General features: G+C 40.4%; 22 protein-coding genes. 1 reads left to right on the top strand and 21 read right to left on the bottom strand.

All coding sequences use genetic code 11. From position 1 onward, the window contains the following. Nucleotides 1-6 precede the first annotated feature (6 nt). The 4 genes from PH210_RS10420 to mce form a co-directional block, all read right to left on the bottom strand. Nucleotides 7-1,284: a DNA polymerase IV gene (locus PH210_RS10420; protein WP_289985155.1), complete on the bottom strand. Its 1,278-nt coding sequence runs from the start codon at nt 1,282-1,284 to the stop codon at nt 7-9. A 72-nt stretch (nt 1,285-1,356) separates the two neighbouring features. Then, a complete protein-coding gene (locus tag PH210_RS10415) occupies nt 1,357-2,478 on the bottom strand; it encodes a M20/M25/M40 family metallo-hydrolase (protein ID WP_289985154.1) in 1,122 nt (373 codons plus the stop codon). Nucleotides 2,479-2,728: 250 nt separating this feature from the next. Next, the gene (locus PH210_RS10410) at nt 2,729-4,279 is read right to left on the bottom strand and encodes an acyl-CoA carboxylase subunit beta (RefSeq protein ID WP_289985153.1); all 1,551 of its coding nucleotides are present in this window, start codon (nt 4,277-4,279) and stop codon (nt 2,729-2,731) included. A 1-nt stretch (nt 4,280) separates the two neighbouring features. Then, entirely contained in the window at nt 4,281-4,694 is a 414-nt protein-coding gene (gene mce / locus PH210_RS10405) for a methylmalonyl-CoA epimerase (protein WP_223591516.1), read from the bottom strand. Nucleotides 4,695-4,852: 158 nt separating this feature from the next. Between mce and prli42 the strand changes: the two genes are divergently transcribed. Beyond that, complete coding sequence (gene prli42 / locus PH210_RS10400) at nt 4,853-4,951, top strand: stressosome-associated protein Prli42 (protein ID WP_223591515.1); 99 nt, start codon at nt 4,853-4,855, stop codon at nt 4,949-4,951. Nucleotides 4,952-4,991: 40 nt separating this feature from the next. Here prli42 and PH210_RS10395 read toward each other — a convergent pair whose 3' ends face one another. From PH210_RS10395 to yqiS, 17 genes are all read right to left on the bottom strand, one after another. Next, nucleotides 4,992-5,510, bottom strand: coding sequence for a L,D-transpeptidase (locus PH210_RS10395; protein WP_223591514.1), 519 nt, complete (start codon nt 5,508-5,510; stop codon nt 4,992-4,994). 17 nt (nt 5,511-5,527) lie between these two features. Then, nucleotides 5,528-6,517, bottom strand: coding sequence for an aromatic acid exporter family protein (locus PH210_RS10390; RefSeq protein WP_289985149.1), 990 nt, complete (start codon nt 6,515-6,517; stop codon nt 5,528-5,530). Nucleotides 6,518-6,584: 67 nt separating this feature from the next. Next, nucleotides 6,585-7,307, bottom strand: a complete 723-nt coding sequence (locus tag PH210_RS10385) for an amino acid ABC transporter ATP-binding protein (RefSeq protein ID WP_289985148.1) — start codon at nt 7,305-7,307, stop codon at nt 6,585-6,587. Further along, nucleotides 7,300-7,959, bottom strand: a complete 660-nt coding sequence (locus PH210_RS10380; protein ID WP_289985146.1) for an amino acid ABC transporter permease — start codon at nt 7,957-7,959, stop codon at nt 7,300-7,302. The genes PH210_RS10385 and PH210_RS10380 overlap by 8 nt, the downstream gene beginning before the upstream one ends. Nucleotides 7,960-7,986: 27 nt before the next feature. Next, entirely contained in the window at nt 7,987-8,763 is a 777-nt protein-coding gene (locus PH210_RS10375; protein ID WP_289985145.1) for a transporter substrate-binding domain-containing protein, read from the bottom strand. A 237-nt stretch (nt 8,764-9,000) separates the two neighbouring features. Next, nucleotides 9,001-10,173, bottom strand: coding sequence for a M20 family metallopeptidase (locus PH210_RS10370; RefSeq protein ID WP_289985144.1), 1,173 nt, complete (start codon nt 10,171-10,173; stop codon nt 9,001-9,003). 123 nt (nt 10,174-10,296) lie between these two features. Beyond that, the gene (locus PH210_RS10365) at nt 10,297-10,734 is read right to left on the bottom strand and encodes a BrxA/BrxB family bacilliredoxin (RefSeq protein ID WP_289985143.1); all 438 of its coding nucleotides are present in this window, start codon (nt 10,732-10,734) and stop codon (nt 10,297-10,299) included. Between the two features lie 78 nt (nt 10,735-10,812). After that, nucleotides 10,813-11,937: a methylmalonyl Co-A mutase-associated GTPase MeaB gene (gene meaB / locus PH210_RS10360; RefSeq protein WP_289985142.1), complete on the bottom strand. Its 1,125-nt coding sequence runs from the start codon at nt 11,935-11,937 to the stop codon at nt 10,813-10,815. Further along, nucleotides 11,938-14,136 carry a methylmalonyl-CoA mutase gene (gene scpA, locus PH210_RS10355; RefSeq protein ID WP_289985141.1) on the bottom strand — a complete coding sequence of 733 codons (2,199 nt, stop codon included), beginning with the start codon at nt 14,134-14,136 and terminating at the stop codon, nt 11,938-11,940. It abuts the gene before it with no gap. Then, a complete protein-coding gene (locus PH210_RS10350) occupies nt 14,117-15,985 on the bottom strand; it encodes a methylmalonyl-CoA mutase subunit beta (RefSeq protein ID WP_289985139.1) in 1,869 nt (622 codons plus the stop codon). Before PH210_RS10350 ends, scpA begins: the two co-directional genes overlap by 20 nt. Nucleotides 15,986-16,262: 277 nt before the next feature. After that, nucleotides 16,263-17,561: a dihydrolipoamide acetyltransferase family protein gene (locus PH210_RS10345; RefSeq protein WP_289985138.1), complete on the bottom strand. Its 1,299-nt coding sequence runs from the start codon at nt 17,559-17,561 to the stop codon at nt 16,263-16,265. A gap of 39 nt (nt 17,562-17,600) precedes the next feature. After that, nucleotides 17,601-18,584, bottom strand: a complete 984-nt coding sequence (locus PH210_RS10340; protein WP_223591496.1) for an alpha-ketoacid dehydrogenase subunit beta — start codon at nt 18,582-18,584, stop codon at nt 17,601-17,603. A 2-nt stretch (nt 18,585-18,586) separates the two neighbouring features. Next, entirely contained in the window at nt 18,587-19,585 is a 999-nt protein-coding gene (locus PH210_RS10335; protein ID WP_289985136.1) for a thiamine pyrophosphate-dependent dehydrogenase E1 component subunit alpha, read from the bottom strand. A 40-nt stretch (nt 19,586-19,625) separates the two neighbouring features. After that, nucleotides 19,626-21,047 (bottom strand): dihydrolipoyl dehydrogenase, encoded by a 1,422-nt coding sequence (gene lpdA / locus PH210_RS10330; RefSeq protein ID WP_289985134.1) that lies wholly within the window; start codon nt 21,045-21,047, stop codon nt 19,626-19,628. A 22-nt stretch (nt 21,048-21,069) separates the two neighbouring features. After that, on the bottom strand, nt 21,070-22,173 hold the full coding sequence (gene buk / locus PH210_RS10325) for a butyrate kinase (RefSeq protein WP_289985132.1): 1,104 nt from the start codon (nt 22,171-22,173) through the stop codon (nt 21,070-21,072). Nucleotides 22,174-22,260: 87 nt separating this feature from the next. Beyond that, on the bottom strand, nt 22,261-23,364 hold the full coding sequence (gene bcd / locus PH210_RS10320) for a branched-chain amino acid dehydrogenase (protein WP_289985130.1): 1,104 nt from the start codon (nt 23,362-23,364) through the stop codon (nt 22,261-22,263). 29 nt (nt 23,365-23,393) lie between these two features. Then, nucleotides 23,394-24,299 (bottom strand): phosphate butyryltransferase, encoded by a 906-nt coding sequence (yqiS, locus tag PH210_RS10315; protein ID WP_289985129.1) that lies wholly within the window; start codon nt 24,297-24,299, stop codon nt 23,394-23,396. Between the last annotated feature and the right edge of the window lie 27 nt (nt 24,300-24,326).

Genomic DNA, 24,326 nt, shown 5'->3' with positions numbered 1-24,326 from the left:
AGCTTTTTACTCTTCTTCCTCTTTTTTCTGGGGAAAAGAGCGAAGAAAATCCTTATTAAAGCTTGTGCCTGTGCCAATTTTATGACCAGGGTCAACATTATGAGTACCAGCAATTTCAATAATATTTTTCCCATACTTTTCACGGAGGCCGGAAAGAGTTTTAAGTAACGGTTCCTTTTTGGCATCATGTTCGTATGAAAATATATCTAACTGTTTAAAAGCTTGATCCTGTTCAACCAGATCAAAACCAGTTATTCCCAACAAGCGAATAGCATCACCATTCCAGGATTTAAGAAACAGCTGTTTCGCAAACGCTGCAATATCATCTTTATGATTAACAGGGTTTGGTAATTTTCTACTTCTAGTGATTGTTCGTCGGTCCTTATAACGGATGGTGATTCCTAGAGTTGCAGCCAAAACATTTTTTCGCTTTATCCTGACAGAAACTGTTTCAGCTAACGACTCGAGGACATGAAAAAGCTCTTGTTGATTGCTGATGTCTCGAGGCAGGGTTGTGGAGTTGCCAATGCTTTTAAACTCCTCAATTGATTCAGGATCAACCGGCCGTTGGTCCATTCCATTTGCCCGTTCTTTCAGGCGGACTCCATTGATTCCTAATAGGGTTTTTAATTGAATTTCGTTCCCCTTTGCTAAATCACCGATGGTGTGAATCCCAATAGTCGTAAGTTTCTCTGCTGTCTTATTACCCACTCCATGCATTTCGTTTGTATTTAACGGCCAAAGCACTACTGGAATATCTCGCTTGCGAAGCACAGTAATCCCCATCGGCTTTTTCATATCTGATGCCATCTTTGCTAAAAATTTATTCGGAGCAATACCAATGCTGCAGGGTAAATCAAGCTGCTCAAGGATTCTTTTTTGGATGCTTTCTGCAATTTCAATTGGACTGCCAAATTGAAAGCTTTCCGTAATATCCATGTACCCCTCATCAATCGAAACAGGTTCTACTAGTGTTGTGTAATGTCTTAGAATGTCAAACATCCCCCTAGACGCTGCCCGGTAGCGCTCAAAATTGGGAGTTTTTACGATTAACTGCGGACAAAGCTTTTTTGCTTCCCATAGCGGCATTGTTGTTTTCACACCGAATTTCCTGGCTTCATAACTGCAGGTGACGATAATTCCTCGTCTTTCCTCTGCGTTTCCGGCAATGGCTAGCGGTTTTCCCTTTAAAGATGGGTCATACGCCATTTCAACTGATGCGTAAAAGCTATTCATATCAACATGTAAAATAACACGCCCATTCTTCGGATACATTTCCTTCAAGCCGACACACTTCCTAAAACAATTGATAGTTTAAGTATAACAAAAAGGAGAGCCCTTGGCTCTCCTTCAATCCTATTGATTGGTTACTTCGTTAATAATCGCAATGGTCATTTCTGCCAGCTTATATAGCTCTTCAATCGGCATGCGTTCGTTAGTTGTATGGATTTCTTCATAACCAACTGCAAGGTTAACTGTAGGAATGCCAAATCCAGCGATTACGTTAGCATCACTGCCACCGCCGCTATGCTGCAATTCACAGCTGCGCCCGATTTTCCCAGCAGCTTTTCGGGCGATTTCTACTACTTGATCACCCTCGCCAAATTTGAAGCCTGGGTACATGACTTCTACATTTACCTCTGCTCTTCCGCCCATTTCAGCTGCAACTGTTTCATACGCTTCCTTCATCTTGCTGACCTGAGCTTCCATTTTTTCAGGAATCAGGGAACGTGCTTCAGCTAGAATGTCAACTCGGTCGCAAACAATATTTGTAGCAGAACCACCCTCAAAACGGCCAATATTTGCTGTGGTTTCATGATCAATTCTTCCTAATGGCATTCTGGCAATTGCTTTGGCAGCGATGGTGATCGCCGAAACCCCTTTTTCTGGAGCGACACCGGCATGAGCTGTTTTTCCATAAATAGTCGTTTTCACTTTTGCCTGGGTTGGAGCAGCTACAACCACATTACCAACTAAACCATCACTATCAAGCGCGTAGCCATATTTTGCTTTCATTAAGGAAGGGTCAAGGGCTTTTGCACCAACTAAACCTGTTTCCTCACCAACCGTAATAACAAATTGAATTAAGCCGTGCTCAATGCTCTGTTCTTTTAAAACACGAATGGTTTCAAGCATAACAGAAATACCTGTTTTATCATCCGCACCTAAGATTGTTGTACCATCGGTTACAACATAGCCATCCTTAATCGATGGTTTTACTCCTTTCGCAGGAGTAACGGTATCCATATGGCAGGTAAAATAAATCGGATCAATTCCTTCTTTAGTAGCTGCTAAATTACATACTAAGTTTCCTGCACCATGTCCGGTTACAGCCGTTGTATCGTCTTCGAAAACTTCAAGACCTAAATCAGAAAATTTTTGTTTTAAAACCTTTGCAATTTCAGTCTCAAATTTTGTTTCCGAGTCAATTTGTACAAGTTCTAAAAATTCATTTAAAAGACGTTCCTGATTAATCATCAGTAGAAACCCTCCCGATTATGTACTCACTATATCAGTATACCTTTTCAAATTCATACCATCAAATAAAAGGCAGGTCCTAGACCTGCCTTTTACAATTTAATAAGCACTGTTAAACTTGGCTGTTGATTTGCGCTCCAGGCGCGAGCGGTCCGCGGGCTCCCCTGCCCCGTACTCCCGCAGGAGTCATCGCGCCTTCCGCTCCAATCAACAGTGTTAAAATTCAATATTGGGCTTTAACATAGCCAATTTATAATGGAATATTTCCATGTTTTTTATATGGTCTCGATTCTTTTTTGTTTCTGAGCATTTCTAGCGCTTGAATGATTTTGATTCTCGTTTCCCGCGGGTCAATGACATCATCGACCATTCCTCTTGATGCAGCCACATATGGGTTCGCAAATTTTTCGCGGTATTCTTCAATCTTTTGCTGCCTTGTTTGCTCAGGATTTTCACTGTTTTGAATTTCCTTCGAAAAAATAATATTAGCTGCACCCTGTGGACCCATGACCGCGATTTCGGCATTCGGCCATGCAAATACAAGGTCTGCTCCAATTGATTTACTGTTAAGGGCAACGTACGCCCCGCCATAGGCCTTCCTTAAAATGACTGTAAGCTTAGGTACTGTTGCTTCGGAATAAGCAAATAAAATCTTCGCACCATGACGGATGATTCCTCCGTGCTCCTGCTTAACACCTGGGAAGAAACCCGTCACATCTTCAAAAGTTATAATAGGAATGTTAAACGCATCACAGGTTCTGATAAATCTTGAAGCTTTATCAGATGAATCGATATCTAGTCCCCCAGCCATAACCTTTGGCTGATTGCAGACAAGACCGACCGGTTCTCCCTTAATCCTAGCGAACCCTACAACTATATTTTTAGCGAAATCCTTTTGAATTTCCATAAATGAATCGCCGTCTACAACTTGTTCAATCACCTTTCGAACATCATAAGGCCTTACCGCATCAAATGGAATCACGTCTGTTAAATCCGGACGGTAATCATTTTCTTCCTCCGAATTTAGCCTTGGCGGTTTTTCTTCATTGTTTTGCGGCAGGTAACCTAAGAGCTTTCGAACTTCCTGGAGCACTTCCGCTTCAGTCGAAGCACGGAAATGGGCGTTCCCGCTAATCGAGTTATGGACATCCGCCCCGCCTAGGTCTTCTGCACTTATTTTTTCACCCGTTACCGTTTCAATTACCTTTGGACCGGTAATAAACATTTGGCTTGTTTTTTCGACCATAAACACAAAATCCGTAATGGCTGGCGAATAAACTGCACCCCCGGCACACGGACCCATAATAACGGAAATTTGCGGAATGACCCCTGAATAAATGGCATTACGGTAAAATATATGACCATAGCCATCCAGTGAGACGACACCTTCCTGTATTCTAGCGCCGCCCGAGTCATTCAGACCAACAAATGGAGCGCCATTTTTCGCCGCTAAATCCATGACATTAGCAATCTTTTTGGCATGCATTTCCCCTAAAGCACCGCCAAACACAGTAAAGTCCTGGGAAAATAAATAAATCGGACGGCCATTAACCTTTCCGTAACCGGTTACAACTCCGTCGCCAGGCCCTTTTTGTTCATCGAGCCCGAAATCATTGGTGCGATGCTCAATAAAAGGATTTAGTTCAACAAAGCTTCCTTTATCAACTAAAAGCTCAATTCTTTCTCGGGCGGTCAGTTTCCCTTTTTCATGCTGTTTATCAATTCTCTCGTCCCCGCCGCCTAGCTCAACTTCTCTGCGCTTATCATACAATTCGTTAATTTTCTCATAGATGTCGATCATGTTACCCCTTCAGTCCTTTCTTTTCACATAACTCGTATAATACACCGGAAGACGACTTTGGATGCATAAAAGCAATATGTGCTCCCCCTGCGCCCAGCCTAGGGCTTTCATCAATCATACGAATCCCTTTTTCTTTCAATTCCATAATTCTTTCTTCAATAGAGTTTACTCCAAGTGCGACATGGTGAATACCCTCACCGCGTTTTTCAATAAATTTTGCGATGGTACTTTCCTCTGACATAGGTTCCAGCAGTTCGAGTTTAGTTTCCCCTGCCTGCAAAAATGCAACTTTAACCTTTTGGCTTTCAACCACTTCTATTTTTAATAGTGGCAAACGTAATACTTCCGTATAAAAAGGCAGTGCATTCTCTAATGAATTAACAGCTATTCCGATATGGTCGACTTTTTTAATCATGTTTTCCCCTCTGTTTCAATATTAAAATAATTCGACAATTATTGTATTCGGTAAAAAGTTCATAATTCCTTCCTAAATTGCCGGAGTTGTTCCATTGTTCATTTAGGCTTTTCCCTGTAAAATATAAATATAGTTTAAAAATGAAGGAGGTCCCTAGATTGTCCAAAAAGAAAAATAGAAAAATTGTTGTTTATTTAATGTTGTTTGCCATGCTTGCGTCAACCCTCCTAATCGGAATCGGCCAGTTTATTCGTTAACCATATAAAAGGGAATGTTCAATTCGAACATTCCCTTTCCTCATTTTATTGCTCCATTTTCTTGCGCCAGCAATTCAAAGGATTTTTTTGAAGAAGTGACAAGAATTTTTGTCCCCAATGGGATTAGTGGAAATAACGATTTTATTACCTCATTTTGCGAACGGATACACCCTTGTGAAACGTATTTCCCAATAGAAGCAGGCTGATTGGTTCCATGAATTCCGTAGGTTCTGCCATCCGTTCCCCTTGCGTCAAAGCCAATCCATCTAGCCCCTAAAGGATTTTTCGGATTGCCGCCAGGAATATTCTCTCTTCGAAAATATGGGTCCTTTGCTTTTACAGTAATCGTGAAAAGTCCTTCAGGTGTCAATTCTTGTGTCTTTCCTGTTCCAACACTAACAACGGTTTGAACTTTGTTCTCATTAATAAAAGCCAGTTCATTTTTACTTTTATTAACAATAACAAACGGGGCTCCTGGTACTGGATTTGGCCCTAACGGCCAAAGCGGAGATAGGAAAAAAGCAATCAGGATTGGCGATAAGATTTTTATCAAATTCATCCACCTGCCTTTTTTTCCTATTTTGCTTCAACTTTCTTCCTTTCATTCATGAAAGTTTTCATTCCTTTAAATGAACTTTTTATAATAAGGTAGTTATTCATTTCTTTCACTAGTTGAAGCAGGGCTGCCCGCGTTTCAAATTCCTCTCTAGTTTTTGGAAGCTCCATTTCTTCAAATTCCTTTTTCATCTCTCTTAATTTATCGATATAAATATGTGCTGTATTTCCTGGATGAACATTTTCAGACAAATCTTCGAGGAAATCAGCCACCATCTTCCCTTGTCTAACGGTTCTGGTAATGGAGGTTACAATCGGCAAGACACGTTCTAGGATTTCAAATTGCTTTTCTCTCATTTTGAAATAATGAAAATAAAGATTCTCATCCCGTAAAAGATGATTTTCTACATCTCTAAAAGCTAGTGCTTTTGCCTCTTCGAGTAATTGGGCACATTCGGTAATCTCTTTCCCTCCCCAATCGCTATCACCCGTTCGTAAATATCGAACCAATTCACATAAAATAATTTTAAAATTTTCTTCTAATTTATGTTGATAGTCCCTTAGTTTTCTATCAGCACTAGGCATATAAAGATTGATGAGGAGAGCCACTCCGATTCCTATAATAATGACACCCAGTTCATTTAAAAAATTAGCCATAGAAATTTTTTGAGCCATGTAAATATGTAGAATTATGACACTGCTAGTAACAATACCGTCCCTGGCTTTTAACATGACAAGTAGAGGAATAAAGAAGAACAGCATAACCCCGATAACGATGGGATGGTAGGCGATTCCCTCAAAAAACAGAGCGGAGAAAGGCATGGCTAATACACACGCCAAAAATCGGTCCCAAGATGTCCTAAGAGACCTTCTTTTCGTAACTTGAATACATAAAATCGTTAAAATTCCTGCAGAAGCGTAGTTGTGAAGGCCGAGCTGCTGTGCAATTAAGATGGATGCTGCAGTGCCCACTGCAGTTTTAATTGTTCGATAACCAATGCGAAATGCCATTTTTACTCTCCTATATAAATAAAAAGATGATCATAATGACCATCTTTTATTATCTTCAATTATATAATTATAACACTTTTTCCAGAAAGTCCTTTGCTCTGGTTGTGCGTGGATTATTAAAAAATTCATTCGGAGAGCCTTCTTCTAGTAATTTCCCCTCATCAAGAAACATGATGCGGTCAGATACCTCCCGTGCAAATCCCATTTCGTGGGTTACGATGGCCATGGTCATTCCTGATTGTGCCAAGTCCTTCATAACGTTTAATACTTCTTTTACCATTTCCGGGTCAAGCGCTGAAGTAGGTTCATCAAACAGCATCAGCTTTGGTTCCATTGCCAGAGCACGAGCAATGGCAACACGCTGCTTCTGTCCGCCTGACAAATTATTGGGATATGCTGTTTCTTTTTCCGATAGGCCAACTTTAGCCAGCAATTCCCGAGCTTTTTTTTCAGCAGATTCCCTGGATTCCCCTTTAACCTTCATCGGTGCGTAAGTTAAGTTCTCTAAAACTGTCAAATGGGGAAATAAATAAAAGTGCTGAAAAACCATACCGATTTGTTCCCGAACCTTCATTATATTCGTTTTCTTATCAGTAATCTCCTGATTATTGACCCAGACCTTTCCTTGCGAAGGTGTTTCTAACATATTCAAACAACGAAGAAAGGTGGACTTACCGGAACCGGATGGTCCAATAATGGAGACAACTTCCCCGCTGTCAATATGGGTAGAAATATTTTTTAAGACTTCGTTTTCTCCGAATTGTTTATAGAGGTTTTCTACTTTAATCACTGAACTTCATCCTCCTTTCAACTATTCGTCCCATCGTTGTCAGTACCATTATCATTAACCAATAGATTAAACCTACAAAGATCAATGGTTCAAAATTCCGATACGTATCTGCCCCCACAACCTGCGCTCGGCGCATAAGGTCTAAATAGCCTATTGTAGAGACGAGTGCCGATTCCTTAGTCAAAGTGACAAATTCATTCATGAGTGCAGGTAAAATATTTTTAAACGCTTGGGGCAGGATGATATCCTTCATCATTAAACGGTAAGGAACTCCAAGCGCTTGGGCAGCTTCGGTTTGGCCCTTATCAACAGCCTGAATACCTGCTCTAATAATCTCTGAAACATATGCAGCTGAATTTAAGCCAAAAGCCAAGATCGATGCTAAGAATGGCTGAATGTCATAGCCTGTTAATTGTGGAATGGCAAAATATATTAACATTAATTGCAAAATTAACGGAGTACCACGAAAAATAGATGTGTATACCTTGCCAATCCAATTTAATGCCTTATTACTTGAAATCTTAAACAAAGATAAAATTGTTCCAAGGAGGAATCCAAAAATAATCGCAATTATAACAAATTTTAATGTAACCCATATTCCTTTTAGGATAAAAGGAATATAAGGCACAATTTGGCTAAAATCCAAATTCATGCCTTACACCTCACTTCAATATTTTAATTATTGTTGGTCTTTTAACCACTTATCTTTTAATTCTTGGAGTTTTCCGTTATCCTCCATGTTTTTAAGAACCTTATTTACATCGTCAATCATGTCACTGCCTTTAGGAAATGCAACGGCCATCCCTGGAGAACTTGTTGTTGGATCATCAAATCCAGCTAAGCCTTGTTCCTTCATGTAGCCTGTAGCAACTGATTTATCTAAATAAGCGACTTGAATTCGGTGTGATAATAACTCTTGAATTAAAGTAGTTGCATTATCTAATGGCTTAATAGTGAAATCCACCTGTTTTTGCAGGGTTTTTGCACCTTCTTCTTGGATTGTCCCAAGCTGAACTCCAACTGTTTTTCCTTTTAGATCATCAAGCGTCTTAATATTAGCATCCTTTAATGTTAAGAACATTTCACCTGAATGGTTATAAGGAGTTGAAAAATCAACATTTTTCTTGCGCTTTTCTGTTGCCGACATTCCTGCAAGAACCATATCTACACGCTTAGCCTGTAAGGCACCGATTAAGCCATCAAACTTCATGTCTTTAATTTCTAATTTATATCCTAATTCCTTCGCTATTGCATTCGCCAAGTCAATATCAAAGCCTTCAACCTTGCCAGATGGATCTCTTGATTCAAATGGAGCAAAATCAGCAGATGTTGCCATCGTTAATACTTTTTTGTCTGTAGTTTTTCCTCCATTTGCTCCGTCCTTATTAGTTTGGCCGCATGCAGCTAAAACAACCAAAGTTAAGATAAGAGTTAATGATAAGATTGTCTTTTTCATGATGTCTCCTCCTATATTTAAAAGGTATTTTTTTATAACAACTTGAATTTTTATTCAACAGAACGAATAATAACACATGGATATTATTTTGAAAAGATATTTTTTTAATATAAAAATATTCAAATAATTCCGTTGTAATTTATATTATTTAGATTAAACGCTTACAATAATTTTTATGTGAAAATGATTTATTAAAATAAAAAAGTACCTCTCATGATGAAGAGGTACTGGCAATATTTATGCCTCACTTAATACCGGCTGACGAAATTCGTTTTTCATTTTTTCCAAAACATCTTTGTTGGTTATTACATCAAAACCAGTTAAGGCAAGGGCTAAGGCACCGTTAGAAAGGATCTTATGAGAATTGTCAGTAATAGTTATGTCGGCAAATTCCCTTGTATGTGCGATTAATCCAGGCGAATCAAGACCGATATACGGATGAATGGCAGGAACTACGTGACTCACATTTCCCATATCAATGGATCCATTTGAATCTTTAGCTTTTTTAACCTCTTTAACACCAGTTGATAGAAGATTGTTTGTAAACAACTGTGATAAGGTATGGTTCGTTACCATATTGTCATAGCTTAGTTCGTAATTACTAATCTCGAGCTCCGCCCCAGTCATCAAAGAAGCACCCTTTGCAATATTTTCTACCTTTTCAACTACTTCGTTTAAATAACTGCGGTTTTTAGCACGGACATAAAATTGGGCTATCGCTTTGTCTGGGACAATATTGGCCGCAACACCGCCCTCTTTAATGATTCCGTGTATTCTAACATCTGAAGTGACATGTTGTCTAAGAGCATTTATTCCGTTAAATAGTTGTAAAACAGCATCAAGTGCGTTAATGCCCTTTTCAGGAGAAGCGGCTGCATGGCTTGTCCTGCCTTTGTATTCAAATTGCATGGCATCCATTGCCAGTGAATCACCGCTTTCATAAGATTCATCAGCTGGATGCAAAATCATAGCAGCATCGATATCATCAAAGATTCCCTGTTCTGCCATTGGAACTTTTGCGCCATTTGTTTCTTCAGCAGGAGTACCTAATACAACAACCCTTCCGCCAATTTCATCAACAACCTTGCTTAAAAGTACACCTGCACCTGCACTCATGGTTCCGATCATATTATGGCCGCATCCATGGCCTATCTCAGGCAAAGCATCAAATTCGGATAAATAAGCAATAGTCGGTCCTTCTTTCTTACTATCATACACAGCTTTAAAGGCAGTCGGCCTGTCAACAATCCCTTTTTCAACTGTAAATTGATTTTCTTCAAGAAAATCCACTAATCGCTGCATGGATTCAAATTCTTGGTCACCCAATTCTGGATGATGGTACAAGGTATCACTTATCTCCCATAATCTATTTTGAATGTTTTCTAAATAACTTTTTAATAAGTCTTTCATATCAGAAACTCCCCTTTGAAGTGATTAAAATTACGAAATAATTAATAAATATACACGATAAAGATAGATTCGACAATAAAAAAGGCCAAATCGATTCACGATTTGACCTTTCCATTTTATTCCTTACACTTCATCACAATACTGTTCAAATTCATTTTGAAGCTTTGCTACCACTGTTGCTGGATCGTAGCCTTCAATTTGATGGCGTTCAACCATGGAGATAATCTTTCCGTCTTTTAATAAAGCAAATGACGGAGAAGATGGTGGATAGCCGGTGAAATAACTTCTTGCCTTTTCGGTTGCTTCCTTATCCTGGCCGGCAAAAACAGTGACAAGATGGTCTGGACGTTTATCATAATGCAGGGCATGTTCCGCCGCAGGACGGGCAATCCCCCCTGCACAGCCGCAGACAGAATTAATCATTACTAGGGTTGTTCCTTTTTGTTCAAGTGCTGCTTCTACCTCTTCAGGTGTTTTTAACTCTTTATAGCCAGCCGCCGCGATTTCTTGGCGTGCCTGTTTAACTACATCATTCATGAAAAAATTAAAATCCATGCTCATCAATTTCACTCCTTCTATGTCCTTATAACTATATGATAACAGTAAAAAAGTGTTTTTTTCAAATAAACCACTCGCCCACTAGACCTTTTTATTCAAAAACGCATCGAATAAGGCTTCGACGGCTGAGGCAGCTGTTTTTTCTCCGGCAATGACTTCGTTTTCCAATTGGGGTAATTTCAGTTTTACAGCTGGATGATGGAAAAAGCTGTATTGAAGCTGATCTGTAATCATGGAATAAAGCCAATCCCGCTGTTGAGCATTTCTTCTTTCGTTAAATACACCTGTTGATTTCCCTGAGTCTTCAAATTCTTTTATGACATTCCAAACATTTTTTATCCCATCTCCAGTAAATGACGAACAAGTATAGGCTTTGGTGCTCCAGCCCTTCGTAGCCGGCTGAAGGAAATGGAGAATACGATTATATTCTTTTTTGGTCTGCTCTGCTTTTGGTTGATTTGCGCCATCAGCTTTGTGAACAATTATCGCATCGGCAAGTTCCATGATTCCCTTCTTCATCCCCTGCAATTCATCTCCTGCACCAGTTAAAACAAGGAGCATAAAGAAGTCTACCATATCTCTGATGATGGTTTCACTTTGACCGACACCGACCGTTTCAATCAAAATAACGTCATACCCGGCAGCCTCACAAATCAGCATCGCTTCCCTTGTTTTTCGGTGCACTCCTCCAAGCTTCCCTGCCGTTGGGGAAGGTCGAATAAAGGCCCTTGGATTTCGAGAAAGCTGCTCCATCCGCGTTTTATCTCCAAGAATGCTGCCTCCGCTAATGCTAGAAGATGGGTCAATGGCTAACACAGCGACCTGGAGCCCTAGCTCACATAGAAACGTGCCAAATGCTTCAATAAAAGTGCTTTTTCCTGCTCCAGGTACACCCGTAATTCCAATCCTAACCGACTTCCCTGTATGTGTTAAAAGTTTTTGAAGAAGCTCCTGGGCCTTATGAAAATGCTGTTCCGCATTACTTTCAACCAAGGTAATCGAACGAGCAAGCTGGCTTCTGTTTCCAGAAAGCACCCCATCATATAATTCTTCGACTGAGGGCTCGCTCGATTTGCGCTTTTGAAACCGCATATTTTTTTGAATGGAAATCTCTTGCCCTTCCTGCATTTGGCCTTTACGAATAATGCTTGAAAATTTATCAGGCTCGTTTGGGTCGCTCCATTCTGGTCTCTTATCCCCGTCCATTTACTGTGCCACTTCCTCATAACCAAGCTGTTTATAAATCTCCTTGATTACTTTCCCGGCTGCAACAGGAATAATTGTCCCAGGACCGAAAATGGCTGCGGCACCATTGTCATATAAAAATTGGTAATCCTGAGCTGGAATAACACCGCCGATAACAATTAAAATATCCTCTCTGCCCAGCTTTTTTAATTCGCTTGCAAGCTGAGGAAGTAATGTTTTATGTCCTGCAGCCAGTGAGCTCATACCTATCACATGTACATCGTTTTCAACTGCCTGCATGGCTGATTCCTCAGGAGTTTGAAATAAAGGGCCGATATCTACATCAAACCCAAGATCCGCAAAAGCAGTCGCAATAACCTTGGCACCACGGTCATGACCGTCCTGCCCCATTTTCGCAATCAAAATTCTTGGTCTTCTACCTTCATTTTCAAGGAATTCGTCTGTCATTTGTTTCACTGCGGCAATTTCTTCTTCATTGGTAAACGCTTGGCTGTAAACACCGCTAATAGAGCGGATTACCGCTTTATGACGGCTTGCCACTTTTTCAATCGCATCAGAAATTTCGCCTAATGTTGCTCTTGCCCTTGCTGCTTGGACAGCGAGTTCTAATAGATTCCCATCACCTGTTTCCGCTGCTTTCGTTAGAGCAGCCAAAGCCTCCATAACCTTTTCATCATCCCGGCTCAACTTTAATGCATTTAATTTTTCAATTTGCTTTAAGCGAACAGCAGTATTATCGATATCAAGAATATCGATTGCTTCCTCTTTCTCAAGACGGTAACGGTTTACACCAATAATCGTCTCTTTTCCTGAATCAATTTGCGCCTGCCTTTTGGCCGCTGCCTCTTCAATCCTCATTTTTGGAAGTCCGGTTTCAATCGCTTTTGCCATGCCGCCAAGTTTTTCAATTTCTTCAATATGTGTCCAAGCTCTTTGCACTAATTCATCAGTTAATTTCTCAACATAGAAGGAGCCTGCCCATGGATCAATAACATTTGTAATACCGGTTTCCTCCTGTAAAAACAGCTGAGTGTTCCGGGCAATCCTTGCAGAGAAGTCCGTAGGCAAGGCAATTGCTTCATCTAGCGCATTTGTATGAAGGGATTGTGTATGCCCCATCGCTGCCGCATGTGCTTCAATTAACGTCCGGGTTACATTGTTAAATGGATCCTGTTCTGTTAAGCTCCAGCCGGAGGTTTGAGAATGGGTTCTAAGTGCCAATGATTTTTCACTTTTCGGATTAAAGGATTTCATCATTTTTGCCCAGATAAGGCGGGCCGCACGCATTTTTGCCACTTCCATAAAATAATTCATGCCAATTGCCCAGAAAAAAGAAAGTCTTGGTGCGAACGAATCAATTTCGATTCCCGCTTTAAGTCCAGTCCTTACATATTCTAATCCATCTGCTAATGTGTAGGCTAATTCTAAATCTGCCGGTGCTCCTGCCTCTTGCATGTGATAGCCGGAAATACTGATGCTATTAAACTTAGGCATATATTTGGACGTGTATTCAAAAATATCCGCAATAATTTTCATTGACATTTCTGGAGGATAGATATATGTGTTACGCACCATATATTCTTTTAAAATATCGTTTTGAATCGTTCCAGAAAGCTTCTCCTGACTGACACCCTGCTCTTCAGCAGTTACGATAAAAAAGGCCAAAATCGGAAGTACTGCACCGTTCATTGTCATTGATACAGACATTTGATCAAGCGGAATGCCATCAAACAATGTTTTCATATCAAGAATAGAATCAATCGCAACTCCCGCTTTACCAACATCTCCAACTACGCGTGGATGATCTGAATCATAGCCGCGATGGGTTGCCAAATCGAAAGCAACTGATAAACCCTTTTGCCCCATCGCAAGATTCCTGCGGTAAAAAGCATTGCTTTCCTCCGCTGTTGAAAAGCCAGCATACTGTCTCACTGTCCATGGGCGATTCACATACATAGTCGGATAGGGGCCACGGGTAAATGGCGGGAGCCCTGGCAAGTCATCGATATGCTCTAAGCCATCTCGGTCTTCCTTTGTATAGATGGGTTTTAAACTAATTTGTTCATTGGTTTCAAACAATAAATCATCGATGGAAGCATTGAATTCTTTTTCGGCTTTTTCCAGCCATTCTTCGTTAGAAAGGAATTTTTGATTATCAAATAACGGTTTGTTTTGAAAATCAGGCTTTTGTTTCTTCACTTGAGCTCACCTCCATTGATTCTAGGATGGTCGAAACAGTTTCATAGCAGTTGCTTTTAACATGAACAAACTGGGCAACCCCACCCTTTTGCCACGCTTCCTGTCTTTCCTTTTCAGGGAGTCCTGCCAAAAGGAACGTCTGATTTGGAAATTCTGCCTTTAGAGCAGCAAGTATTGGGCTGCCTACCAATTCATATTGTTCATTGGTGCCACAGAAGCAAACAAAATTCGTCTCGTGGTCTATTAGAAATTGTCTAGCATCTTCCAAATTGATGATTGGTTTACTCTCAACAGCCTTAATGCCTCCGGCCGCTAAAAAGCCTTTCATAAAATCCAGTCTTGCTTTGTACTGCTTCATTTCCCCAAGACAAATCATGCCTACAGATGGAGTAAAACCTAGTCTTTCTTCAATTAATTTAGCTTTATATCGCAGCTCCTCAAACGGTTCTGATAATCTTCTTTGTTGAATTCTTTCAATTTCTAATGAATCTTTTTTGCCGAAAGATTCACTTGTTTGGGAGGATTGATTATTTGGTAAATTTTCCTCAAGTGCAGCATAGACATTTGTTCCGACTATACTCTGTTTTCTTGTTTGAATATCAACATTTCTTTTTTCAAAAACTGCTTCGAGCTCTTGTTGAAGCCAATTAGTTTTTAAGACTTCAAGAATTCCGCCCTTTGCATCAATTTGTTGGAAAAAGTTCCACGCTTTTTCAGCTAATTGATTAGTCAGCGCCTCAATATACCAAGAGCCGCCAGCGGGGTCAATTACCTTCTGTAAATGGGCCTCTTCCTTTAAAATCAGCTGAATGTTTCGTGCAACTCGTTCTGAGAAAGCGCTGGAGCCGGTTAAATAATCAAAGGAGCTTACTTGTAAATATTGGACTCCCCCTAAAACAGCGGCGAACGCCTCATTTGCGGAACGCAAAAGATTCACGTGAGTATCAGTAATTGTTTTCGTAAAAGTGGAAGTTTCGGCCGCGATGTGCATTTTACCAGAATCGCCTTCAGCACCATAAAGCTCGGAAATTCGATCCCAGATGACTCTGGCAGCCCTTAACTTTGCCACTTCCATAAAAAAGTTGCTTCCAATTGAGAATTGAAAGACCATTTTATTTGTAATTGAATTAAGGTCTATCCCTTTTTCAATAAGTAGTTGTAAATAAAAAACTCCAGTGGCGGCTGCAATTCCAAGTTCTTGGACAGCATTTGCCCCTCCATTATGATAGGGAGTAGTGTTTATAAGAATGGTTCGTAATTGTGGAAATTTCTTTTCTGCATACTTAACATCCTCTGTCCACTTTTCAAGGAGCTCCTCCGAAAAAATTCCTGTTTCTGCAAGAAGAGAAATGAGGTCATTTGCAATATAACCAGTAACCTTTTCCTTTTCACTAATTTGGCTGTCTAGCTTTGATAAAAAATCAGTCTGCAGCCATTTTGAGTTCAATGCGAAGGGATAATTCTGATATAAATCTGCAAAACTTTCAGATTCACATAGCTCTTCTCTTACTTCAAATGAAATAGCCGTTTGTCCTTTTTGGACTGCTTCATGAAGCTTATGTTTCAGTTCACCAGCTGTATCAGCTGTGATTCGCTGTGCAACCTTCCATTCATTCGTAACATATCCTACAGGATGTATACCTCTTCTTGAATCTGATCCACCAGGATATTCAGGAACTATCTGTTCATCCTCACGGGAATAAAGCGGTTTCAAAATGATGTTTTCATATGTAACACTTTGTAAAGATTCAACTTTTCTTCCTTTTAAGGATTGTTCGGCTTTTTCCTCCCAATCTTGAACAGATTTGAGAGGGAAAGTTTGACTCCTTAAATTCTCCAAAGAATTCATCCCCTTTCAAAAAAAATTATAAAAATTCAATTAATTCTATTTTAGGATAGATATTGTGATGACGCAATAAAAATAACCGCTGCCCAGAGCAGGCAGCGGGATATTCTTTAATAAAGGCTCTTTTCGTAACCTTTATTGCTTTTAGAACTTTTGAAGGGTCATTCACAAAGTTTCTAGGCAATTTTCGCAAATGTTCTTACGAAAAGATGCCAAGAAGAATTTAGTTATACGGGTTGATGAACTTTTACGAAAAACAACAATCTTTGTGAAAATAGCCTTAATAAATGGATGTTGTGGCTTTTGATGTATTTTCAATGATTTCCTTTACCCTTGCGAGGAAGCGGCCGCAAATAAGACCGTCCAATACGCGGTGGTCAAGTGACATACAAAGATTTACCATATCACGGACAGCAATCATGCCATTATTCATTACTACAGGACGTTTGACAATGGATTCGACTTGAAGAATTGCCGCCTGCGGATAATTTATGATTCCCATTGATTGTACAGAGCCAAATGAACCTGTGTTGTTGACGGTAAACGTCCCGCCCTGCATATCTTCAGAACGAAGTTTTCCAGTCCTTACTTTAACAGCTAATTCGGATATTTCACGTGCAATTCCTTTAACTGTTTTCTCGTCAGCATTTTTAATAACCGGTACAAATAAGGCATCATCCGTAGCAACAGCTATTGAAAGATTTATATCTTTCTTTTGGATAATTTTATCTCCCGCCCACATTGAATTGATTTGCGGGAATTCCTTAAGTGCTTGTGCTACAGCTTTTACAAAGAAGGCAAAGAAGGTTAAATTGAAGCCTTCTTTTTTCTTGAATTCATCCTTAAGGGCATTACGGTATTCCACGAGATTTGTTGCATCAACTTCCATCATCGTCCAGGCATGAGGTGCTTCATGCTTGCTTCGGAGCATATTGGAAGCAATCGCTTTACGAATGCCTGTAACCGGAATTTCAATATCACCTGCTGCGACTGGGATATTCACTGTTGGAGCAGCGGAAACAGCAGCTGCCGGCTGACTTGCTGCTGCAGGTTGAACCACCTCTTGCTTTGCAGCCGCTGGCTGTTGTAGTTCTTCAACTTTTGAACCTGCCACAGGAATCGTTCCGGATTCAATTAGCTTTAATAAATCTTTACGTGTAATCCGGCCGCCGGCTCCGGTGCCTGACACCTGTGTTAAATCAATGCCATGTTCTTGAGAAATTTTTAGAACAGCAGGTGAATAGCGGGCTTTATTTCCTTGGTCCGCCTGAGGAGCTGCGACTGATTCAGTTGCTACTGATTTTTGTTCCACCGGGATTGCCTCGGCACCATTGCTGCCCTCAATTTCGATTGTACAAATGATTTCTCCTACGGCCAATGTATCGCCTTCACCGGCAATTAGTTCTTTAATCACACCTGTAAATGAGGATGGAACCTCTGCGTTTACTTTATCTGTCATAACCTCTGCGAGAGGGTCGTATTTATTCACTTTATCTCCGACAGAAACGAGCCACTTGCTTATCGTTCCCTCGGTAACACTTTCGCCTAACTGCGGCATTTTTATTTGTTCAATCGCCAATGGTGAAACCTCCTTAGAAAAACAATTCCATTTGAAAAATTAATATTCAGCCAGCTCGCGCATTGCTTTTTCCACTTTATCAGGATTTACCATAAAGAACTTTTCCATTGTTGGAGAATATGGCATTGCTGGTACGTCAGGACCTGCGAGACGCATAATCGGTGCATCTAATTCAAATAAACAGTTTTCGGCAATTATCGCTGACACTTCACTAATAATGCTTCCTTCTTTATTGTCCTCCGTTACAAGCAACACTTTTCCTGTCTTTGAAGCAGCTTCAATAATGGCTTCTTTATCAAGTGGATAAACAGTACGCAGATCAAGAATATGAGTAGAAATTCCGTCCTTTGCTAATTTTTCAGCCGCCTGAAGGGCAAAATGAACACAAAGTCCATATGTAATGACGGTGATATCTTCTCCTTCACGCTTTACATCGGCCTTTCCAATTGGCAATGTATAATCATCCGTTGGAACTTCTCCTTTAATTAAACGATAGGCACGTTTATGCTCAAAAAACAATACAGGGTCATTATCACGGATAGCTGCTTTTAATAGCCCTTTAACATCATAAGGAGTTGAAGGCATGACAATTTTTAAGCCCGGCTGGTTCGCAAATACTGCTTCTACTGATTGAGAATGATAGAGCGCTCCATGAACTCCCCCGCCATATGGGGCACGAATGACCATAGGACAATGCCAGTCATTATTAGAACGAAAGCGAATTTTTGCAGCCTCTGAAATAATTTGATTGACAGCTGGCATGATAAAATCAGCAAATTGCATTTCCGCAATTGGACGCATTCCGTACATTGCTGCCCCAATTCCTACTCCAGCAATGGCTGATTCAGCCAACGGCGTATCAATAACGCGCTCTTCACCAAATTGTTCATATAAGCCTTGGGTAGCTTTAAATACTCCGCCCTTAACTCCAACATCTTCACCAAGGACAAATACCTTAGGATCTCTCTCCATTTCTTCACGAATGGCCATTGTTACCGCATCAATATAAGAAATTACTGCCATGCCTATACTCCCTCCGCATAAACATATTTCAACGCATCTTCTGGTGCAGAATACGGAGCATTCTCAGCATAATCAGTTGCCTCGTTCACCAATTTCATCACACGATCGTTGATTTCTTTTTCTAAATCGTCATTCATTACTCCGGTTTCTTTTAAATAAGCTCCAAAAGTGATAATCGGGTCCTGTGTTTTCGCCTTGGCCACCTCATCCGGCGCCCGATAAGAACGGTCATCATCATCGGAAGAGTGTGGTGTTAAACGGTAAGAAACAGTTTCAACCAGAGTTGGCCCCTCGCCGCGGCGACCGCGGTCGGCAGCATCTTTTACCACTTTATAAACCTCTAATGGATCATTCCCATCAACCGTATATCCTGGCATTCCGTAACCAATTGCACGATCTGAAACCTTTTCACAGCCCAATTGCTTTTCTATCGGAACAGAGATAGCATATTTGTTGTTTTCGCACATAAAAATAACCGGAAGCTTATGTACACCCGCAAAATTTGCACCTTCATGGAAATCCCCCTGGTTTGAGGAACCTTCACCAAACGTAACAAACGTAACAAGGTCTTTTCTTTCCATTTTTCCTGCAAGAGCAACACCTACTGCGTGGGGAACTTGGGTAGTAACTGGCGAAGAACCAGTCACAATCCGGTTTTTCTTTTGGCCAAAATGCCCAGGCATTTGACGTCCGCCTGAGTTAGGATCTTCTGCTTTAGCAAATCCTGACAGCATAAGTTCTCTTGGTGTCATGCCGAATGTTAAAACAACTCCCATGTCACGATAATATGGCAGTACATAATCTTTATCGCGATCAAGGGCAAATGCTGCACCGACCTGAGCTGCCTCCTGTCCCTGACAAGAAATAACAAAAGGAATTTTCCCAGCACGATTCAAAAGCCACATCCGTTCGTCTATGCGGCGGGCTAAAAGCATCGTTTCATACATTTCCAATACTTTTCCGTCGCTTAACCCTAAAGCTTCATGACGCTTTTCTACCATTGATTTCTAACCTCCCGATTGTTCGTAAAAAAAGTCTTTATTATGAATGAATTGCGTTTCCATCCACTGCCAGTGCAGCTTCTCCAATGGCTTCAGATAATGTTGGGTGCGGATGAATTGTATGGCCAATTTCCCAAGGTGTAGCATCTAAAACCATCGCAAGTCCAGCTTCAGAAATCATATCAGTTACATGAGGACCAATCATATGCACTCCTAGAATATCATTGGTTTCTTCATCTGCAACAATTTTAACAAATCCATCTGATTCTCCAAAAACTAATGCTTTACCAATTGCTCTGAATGAAAACTTTCCGACCTTTACTTTATAGCCCTTTTCTATAGCTTGGTCCTCTGTTATACCGACACTTGATACTTCAGGGCTTGAATAAATACATCTTGAAACTAGATTGTAATCAAGATTTGAAGGATCCTTTCCAGCAATATGCTCAACGGCAATTATTCCTTCGTGGCTTGCCACATGTGCAAGCTGAAGACCACCGATGACATCACCAATTGCATATATATGGGATTCCTTAGTTTGGTAAAATTCATTTGCAGATATAAAACCTTTTTCTACTTGTATTTCGGTGTTTTCAAGTCCAATTCCTTCTGTATTTGCTTGTCTGCCGACAGAAACAAGCAGTTTATCTGCTTTAAACTCTTTCACAGACCCTTTTACCTCCGCAGAAATGGCAACTCCATTCTCTTTTACCAATGTTTCTGAAAGGACTTTAGCACTTGTTACCAGTTTAATCCCTTTTTTCTTCATTAAACGTTGCATTTCTTTAGAGATTTCCTTATCTTCTGTCGGAATGATTCGATCAGCATACTCAATGACCGTTACTTCGACCCCGAAATCTGAAAGCATGGATGCCCATTCGATTCCAATTACACCGCCGCCGACAATAATAATCGAGTTTGGAAGCTCCTCGAGCTGTAGTGCTTCATCAGAGGACATAACATACTCCCCGTCAATTTCAAGTCCAGGAAGAGTCCTTGGTCTCGAACCGGTCGCCACAATTACATTTTTCGGTATTAGCATTTCGTTTTCAGATCCATTATTCATTTCAACGGAAATCGTTCCTGGCATTGGTGAAAAAATGGATGGTCCAAGGATACGTCCAAGGCCTTCATAGACATCAATTTTCCCCTGCTTCATTAAATGCTGAACACCCTTATGTAACTGATCGATAATTTTATTTTTTCTTTCCTGAACCTTAGTAAAATTAACAGAAACATCACCTGTAACAACACCGAAATCTTCACTATGTTTTGCTGTTGCGAAAACCTCTGCACTTCTTAGGAGTGCCTTACTTGGAATACACCCTTTATGAAGGCATGTTCCTCCTAATTTTCCTTTTTCGACAATCGCTGTTTTTAACCCAAGCTGTGAAGCGCGAATGGCAGCTACATAACCGCCAGTTCCACCGCCAAGAATGACTAAATCATATTCTTGTGCCACTTAAAATTCCTCCCCAAATTTTTTAGATATTTGCTGTTGTAAAATTCCCAGGGTAGACCTTTACCTCTTCTTCACCGCGCAAGACCCTGAAAGCCCCTTCTGCCAAAGCTTGAAGTTCATTTTCACCAGGATGGACAAAACAATCAGCAATCCAATTTATTCTATCAGATATTTCTTTCACAAAATCTTTACCATAAGCAAGACCGCCTGTCAGCACAATGGCATCTACTTTACCAGCCAAAACGGCACTTGCCGCCCCAATTTCCTTAGCAACCTGATAGGCCATTGCATCGTAGACAAGCTTCGCTTCCTTGTCACCTGAAGCAATCCTTTGTTCCACCTGAACGGCATCATTCGTTCCAAGGTATCCCACAAGTCCACCTTGACCAACAAGTTTCTTCATAATTTCTTCCCGGTAATATTCACCTGAATAACACAGGGCAATTAAGTCTCCAGCCGGAACAGTCCCTGCACGCTCTGGACTGAAAGGTCCATCACCATGAAGTCCATTATTTACATCAATAACTTTTCCATTCTTATGAACACCAACGGTAATGCCGCCGCCCATATGGGTTACGATTAAGTTCAACTCATTGTATTTTTTTCCTAATTCCTTTGCGATTCTTCTTGCAACTGCTTTTTGATTTAAAGCATGAAAGATACTTTTTCTTTCAATTAAAGAGAATCCGGAAATTCTTGCTATTGGATCGAGTTCATCGACAACAACAGGATCTACAATATATGCAGGAATATTAAGACCTGCCGCAATTTCGTAAGCAATGATACCACCAAGGTTTGATGCATGCTGTCCGGAAAAACCTGCCCTTAAGTCTTTTAGCATTAAATCATTGACTGCATAGGTACCGCCCTCGATTGGACGGAGTAATCCGCCCCTGCCGCATACAGCGCTTAATTTGGAAATGTTTATACCTTCTTTATCCAGTGTTTCCAAAATAGTGGACTTTCTAAAATCGTACTGTTCAATAATATTGGAAAAGGAATTGATTAATTCTGCATCATGGCGGATTGTTTTTTCAAAAATAGAAATTTCATTATCGAAGACTCCAATCTTTGTTGATGTCGAGCCTGGGTTGATGACGAGAATTCGATATTCTTTATCTGGCAACGTTTTAACCTCCAATTAGGAAAATTCGCTTTATGAAAGGCAAAGACGCTGAATTTCTCATTCAGCGTTCTTCCCCAGCCTTATGTCTTATCTTGAGATTCTATGGCTTAGAATGTGATGGCCATTTTGCAAGAATTGGCTTCTTGAATTACGTATTTTTGCAATTCTCTCTTCTGCCATCCGATCAGCAGCAACATATGTTGGGATACCATCACGTTTAGAAATTTCAATGACTTTTTCTATCGTTGTATAGAGCTGCTCTACTTTTTTCATCGCACGTTCTTGGTTGTATCCATATAGCTCGTCGGCGACATTTATCACTCCGCCGGCATTAATAACATAATCCGGAGCATAAACAATACCCATTTCATGAATGATATCGCCGTGACGGGTGTCTTTTAACTGATTATTGGCTGAACCTGCAATTACCTTTGCTTTCAGTTGTGGAATGGTATCGTCATTAATTGTTGCCCCAAGAGCACATGGAGCATAAATATCACACTCTACACCATAAATTTCATTAGGGTCTACAGCACGAGCACCAAATGCTTCCACGGCACGATTAACAGCCTCTTTATTAATATCTGTAACAATAAGCTGAGCGCCTTCTTTATGCAAATATTCGCAAAGAGTGTATGCTACATTTCCAACACCTTGTACTGAAACCACTTTTCCTTCAAGTGAATCAGTGCCGAAAGCTTCTTTGGCTGCGGCTTTCATTCCGCGGTAAACACCGTATGCAGTTACCGGTGAAGGGTTTCCTGAAGAGCCGAAAGCTGGTGAAATTCCCGTTACATAATCTGTTTCTTCATGAATTAAATCCATATCAGCCACTGTGGTACCAACATCTTCTGCTGTTATATATCGGCCATTCAACCCCTGAATATATCGGCCAAAGGCTCGGAACATTTCTTCGTTCTTATCTTTGCGAGGGTCACCTATGATAACTGTTTTACCTCCGCCAAGATTTAATCCAGCCGCAGCATTTTTATAAGTCATTCCTTTTGCGAGGCGAAGAGCATCTTCAATGGCTGCTTCCTCAGATTCATATGTCCACATACGGGTTCCGCCTAATGCTGGTCCAAGAGTTGTATCATGAATAGCAATTATAGCTTTTAATCCTGACTGCTTATCTTGGCAAAATACCACTTGCTCATAATCATATTTCTCTAAGTACTTGAAAATTTCCATTATCTTATTCCTCCTCGAATGTTAACCTGCTATTTTAATACGCAGCATAATGCCAGCGCAAGCGAATATAGTTTACTTTCTGCAGAATCAGCTCTAGAAGTCAGAACAATCGGTGCACGAGCCCCCGCAATTATTGCTCCAACCTTGGCTTTTGCAAAATAGATTAATGATTTATATAAGATATTACCTGACTCAATAGTAGGCACTAATAATATATCGGCTTTTCCAGCGACTTCACTTTGAATTCCTTTATGTTCTGCTGCAAGCTCCGAAACGGCATTATCTAATGCCAATGGTCCATCGACTATGCAGCCGGATAATTGCCCGCGTTTATTCATCACCGTTAAAGCAGCAGCATCCAAAGTAGGCTGCATGACTGGATTAACTACTTCTACTGCAGCAATCGGTGCCACTTTCGGCATTTCAATTCCAATTGACCTAGCTATAGATACAGCATTTTTTGTAATTTGTGCCTTTTGTTCTAAATCTGGAGTAATATTCATCCCAGCATCTGTCACAATTGTAAATCTATCAAAGCCAGGTATCTCAAAAACCGCTACATGGGACAGGACATTTCCTGTTCTCAGCCCATATTCCTTATTTAACACTGCTTTCAATACAGTGCTTGTTGGAATATTGCCTTTCATCAATACATCTGCCTTTTTGTTAAAAACGGCTTTGACGGCCAATTCAGCAGCTAATGTGTTTGAATCAGCATGAATGATTTCCAAATTGTTTGAAACCTTTTTATCATGTTTTTTCAATTCCAAAATGGTTTTGATTTTTTCCTTATCACCAAATAATATGAAATTTGCGAGATTTCGGTTATGAGCATCCAAAACAGCTTCAATAACTTCTTCATCCTCTGCAGCTGCAACGGCCACTGTTTTGGCACTAACCTGGGTTGCTTTGTCTATTAGTGATTCAAGCAACAAGTTGTCATCAACCCCTTCTCCTCTTTC

The sequence above is a fragment of the Paenibacillus sp. BSR1-1 genome (assembly GCF_030403775.1).
Classification (GTDB): Bacteria; Bacillota; Bacilli; order Bacillales; family Cytobacillaceae; genus Neobacillus.
This window is presented reverse-complemented; position numbering and strand designations above follow the sequence as displayed.

Bases quoted from the DNA above. Each gene is read 5' to 3' on its own strand.
- PH210_RS10415 (WP_289985154.1), bottom strand. From the start codon at position 2,478: ATGATTAATCAGGAACGTCTTTTAAATGAATTTTTAGAACTTGTACAA.
- PH210_RS10410 (WP_289985153.1), bottom strand. From the start codon at position 4,279: ATGATCGACATCTATGAGAAAATTAACGAATTGTATGATAAGCGCAGA.
- mce (WP_223591516.1), bottom strand. From the start codon at position 4,694: ATGATTAAAAAAGTCGACCATATCGGAATAGCTGTTAATTCATTAGAG.
- PH210_RS10395 (WP_223591514.1), bottom strand. From the start codon at position 5,510: ATGAATTTGATAAAAATCTTATCGCCAATCCTGATTGCTTTTTTCCTA.
- PH210_RS10390 (WP_289985149.1), bottom strand. From the start codon at position 6,517: ATGGCATTTCGCATTGGTTATCGAACAATTAAAACTGCAGTGGGCACT.
- PH210_RS10380 (WP_289985146.1), bottom strand. From the start codon at position 7,959: ATGAATTTGGATTTTAGCCAAATTGTGCCTTATATTCCTTTTATCCTA.
- PH210_RS10375 (WP_289985145.1), bottom strand. From the start codon at position 8,763: ATGAAAAAGACAATCTTATCATTAACTCTTATCTTAACTTTGGTTGTT.
- PH210_RS10370 (WP_289985144.1), bottom strand. From the start codon at position 10,173: ATGAAAGACTTATTAAAAAGTTATTTAGAAAACATTCAAAATAGATTA.
- PH210_RS10365 (WP_289985143.1), bottom strand. From the start codon at position 10,734: ATGAGCATGGATTTTAATTTTTTCATGAATGATGTAGTTAAACAGGCA.
- meaB (WP_289985142.1), bottom strand. From the start codon at position 11,937: ATGGACGGGGATAAGAGACCAGAATGGAGCGACCCAAACGAGCCTGAT.
- PH210_RS10350 (WP_289985139.1), bottom strand. From the start codon at position 15,985: ATGAATTCTTTGGAGAATTTAAGGAGTCAAACTTTCCCTCTCAAATCT.
- PH210_RS10340 (WP_223591496.1), bottom strand. From the start codon at position 18,584: ATGGCAGTAATTTCTTATATTGATGCGGTAACAATGGCCATTCGTGAA.
- PH210_RS10335 (WP_289985136.1), bottom strand. From the start codon at position 19,585: ATGGTAGAAAAGCGTCATGAAGCTTTAGGGTTAAGCGACGGAAAAGTA.
- bcd (WP_289985130.1), bottom strand. From the start codon at position 23,364: ATGGAAATTTTCAAGTACTTAGAGAAATATGATTATGAGCAAGTGGTA.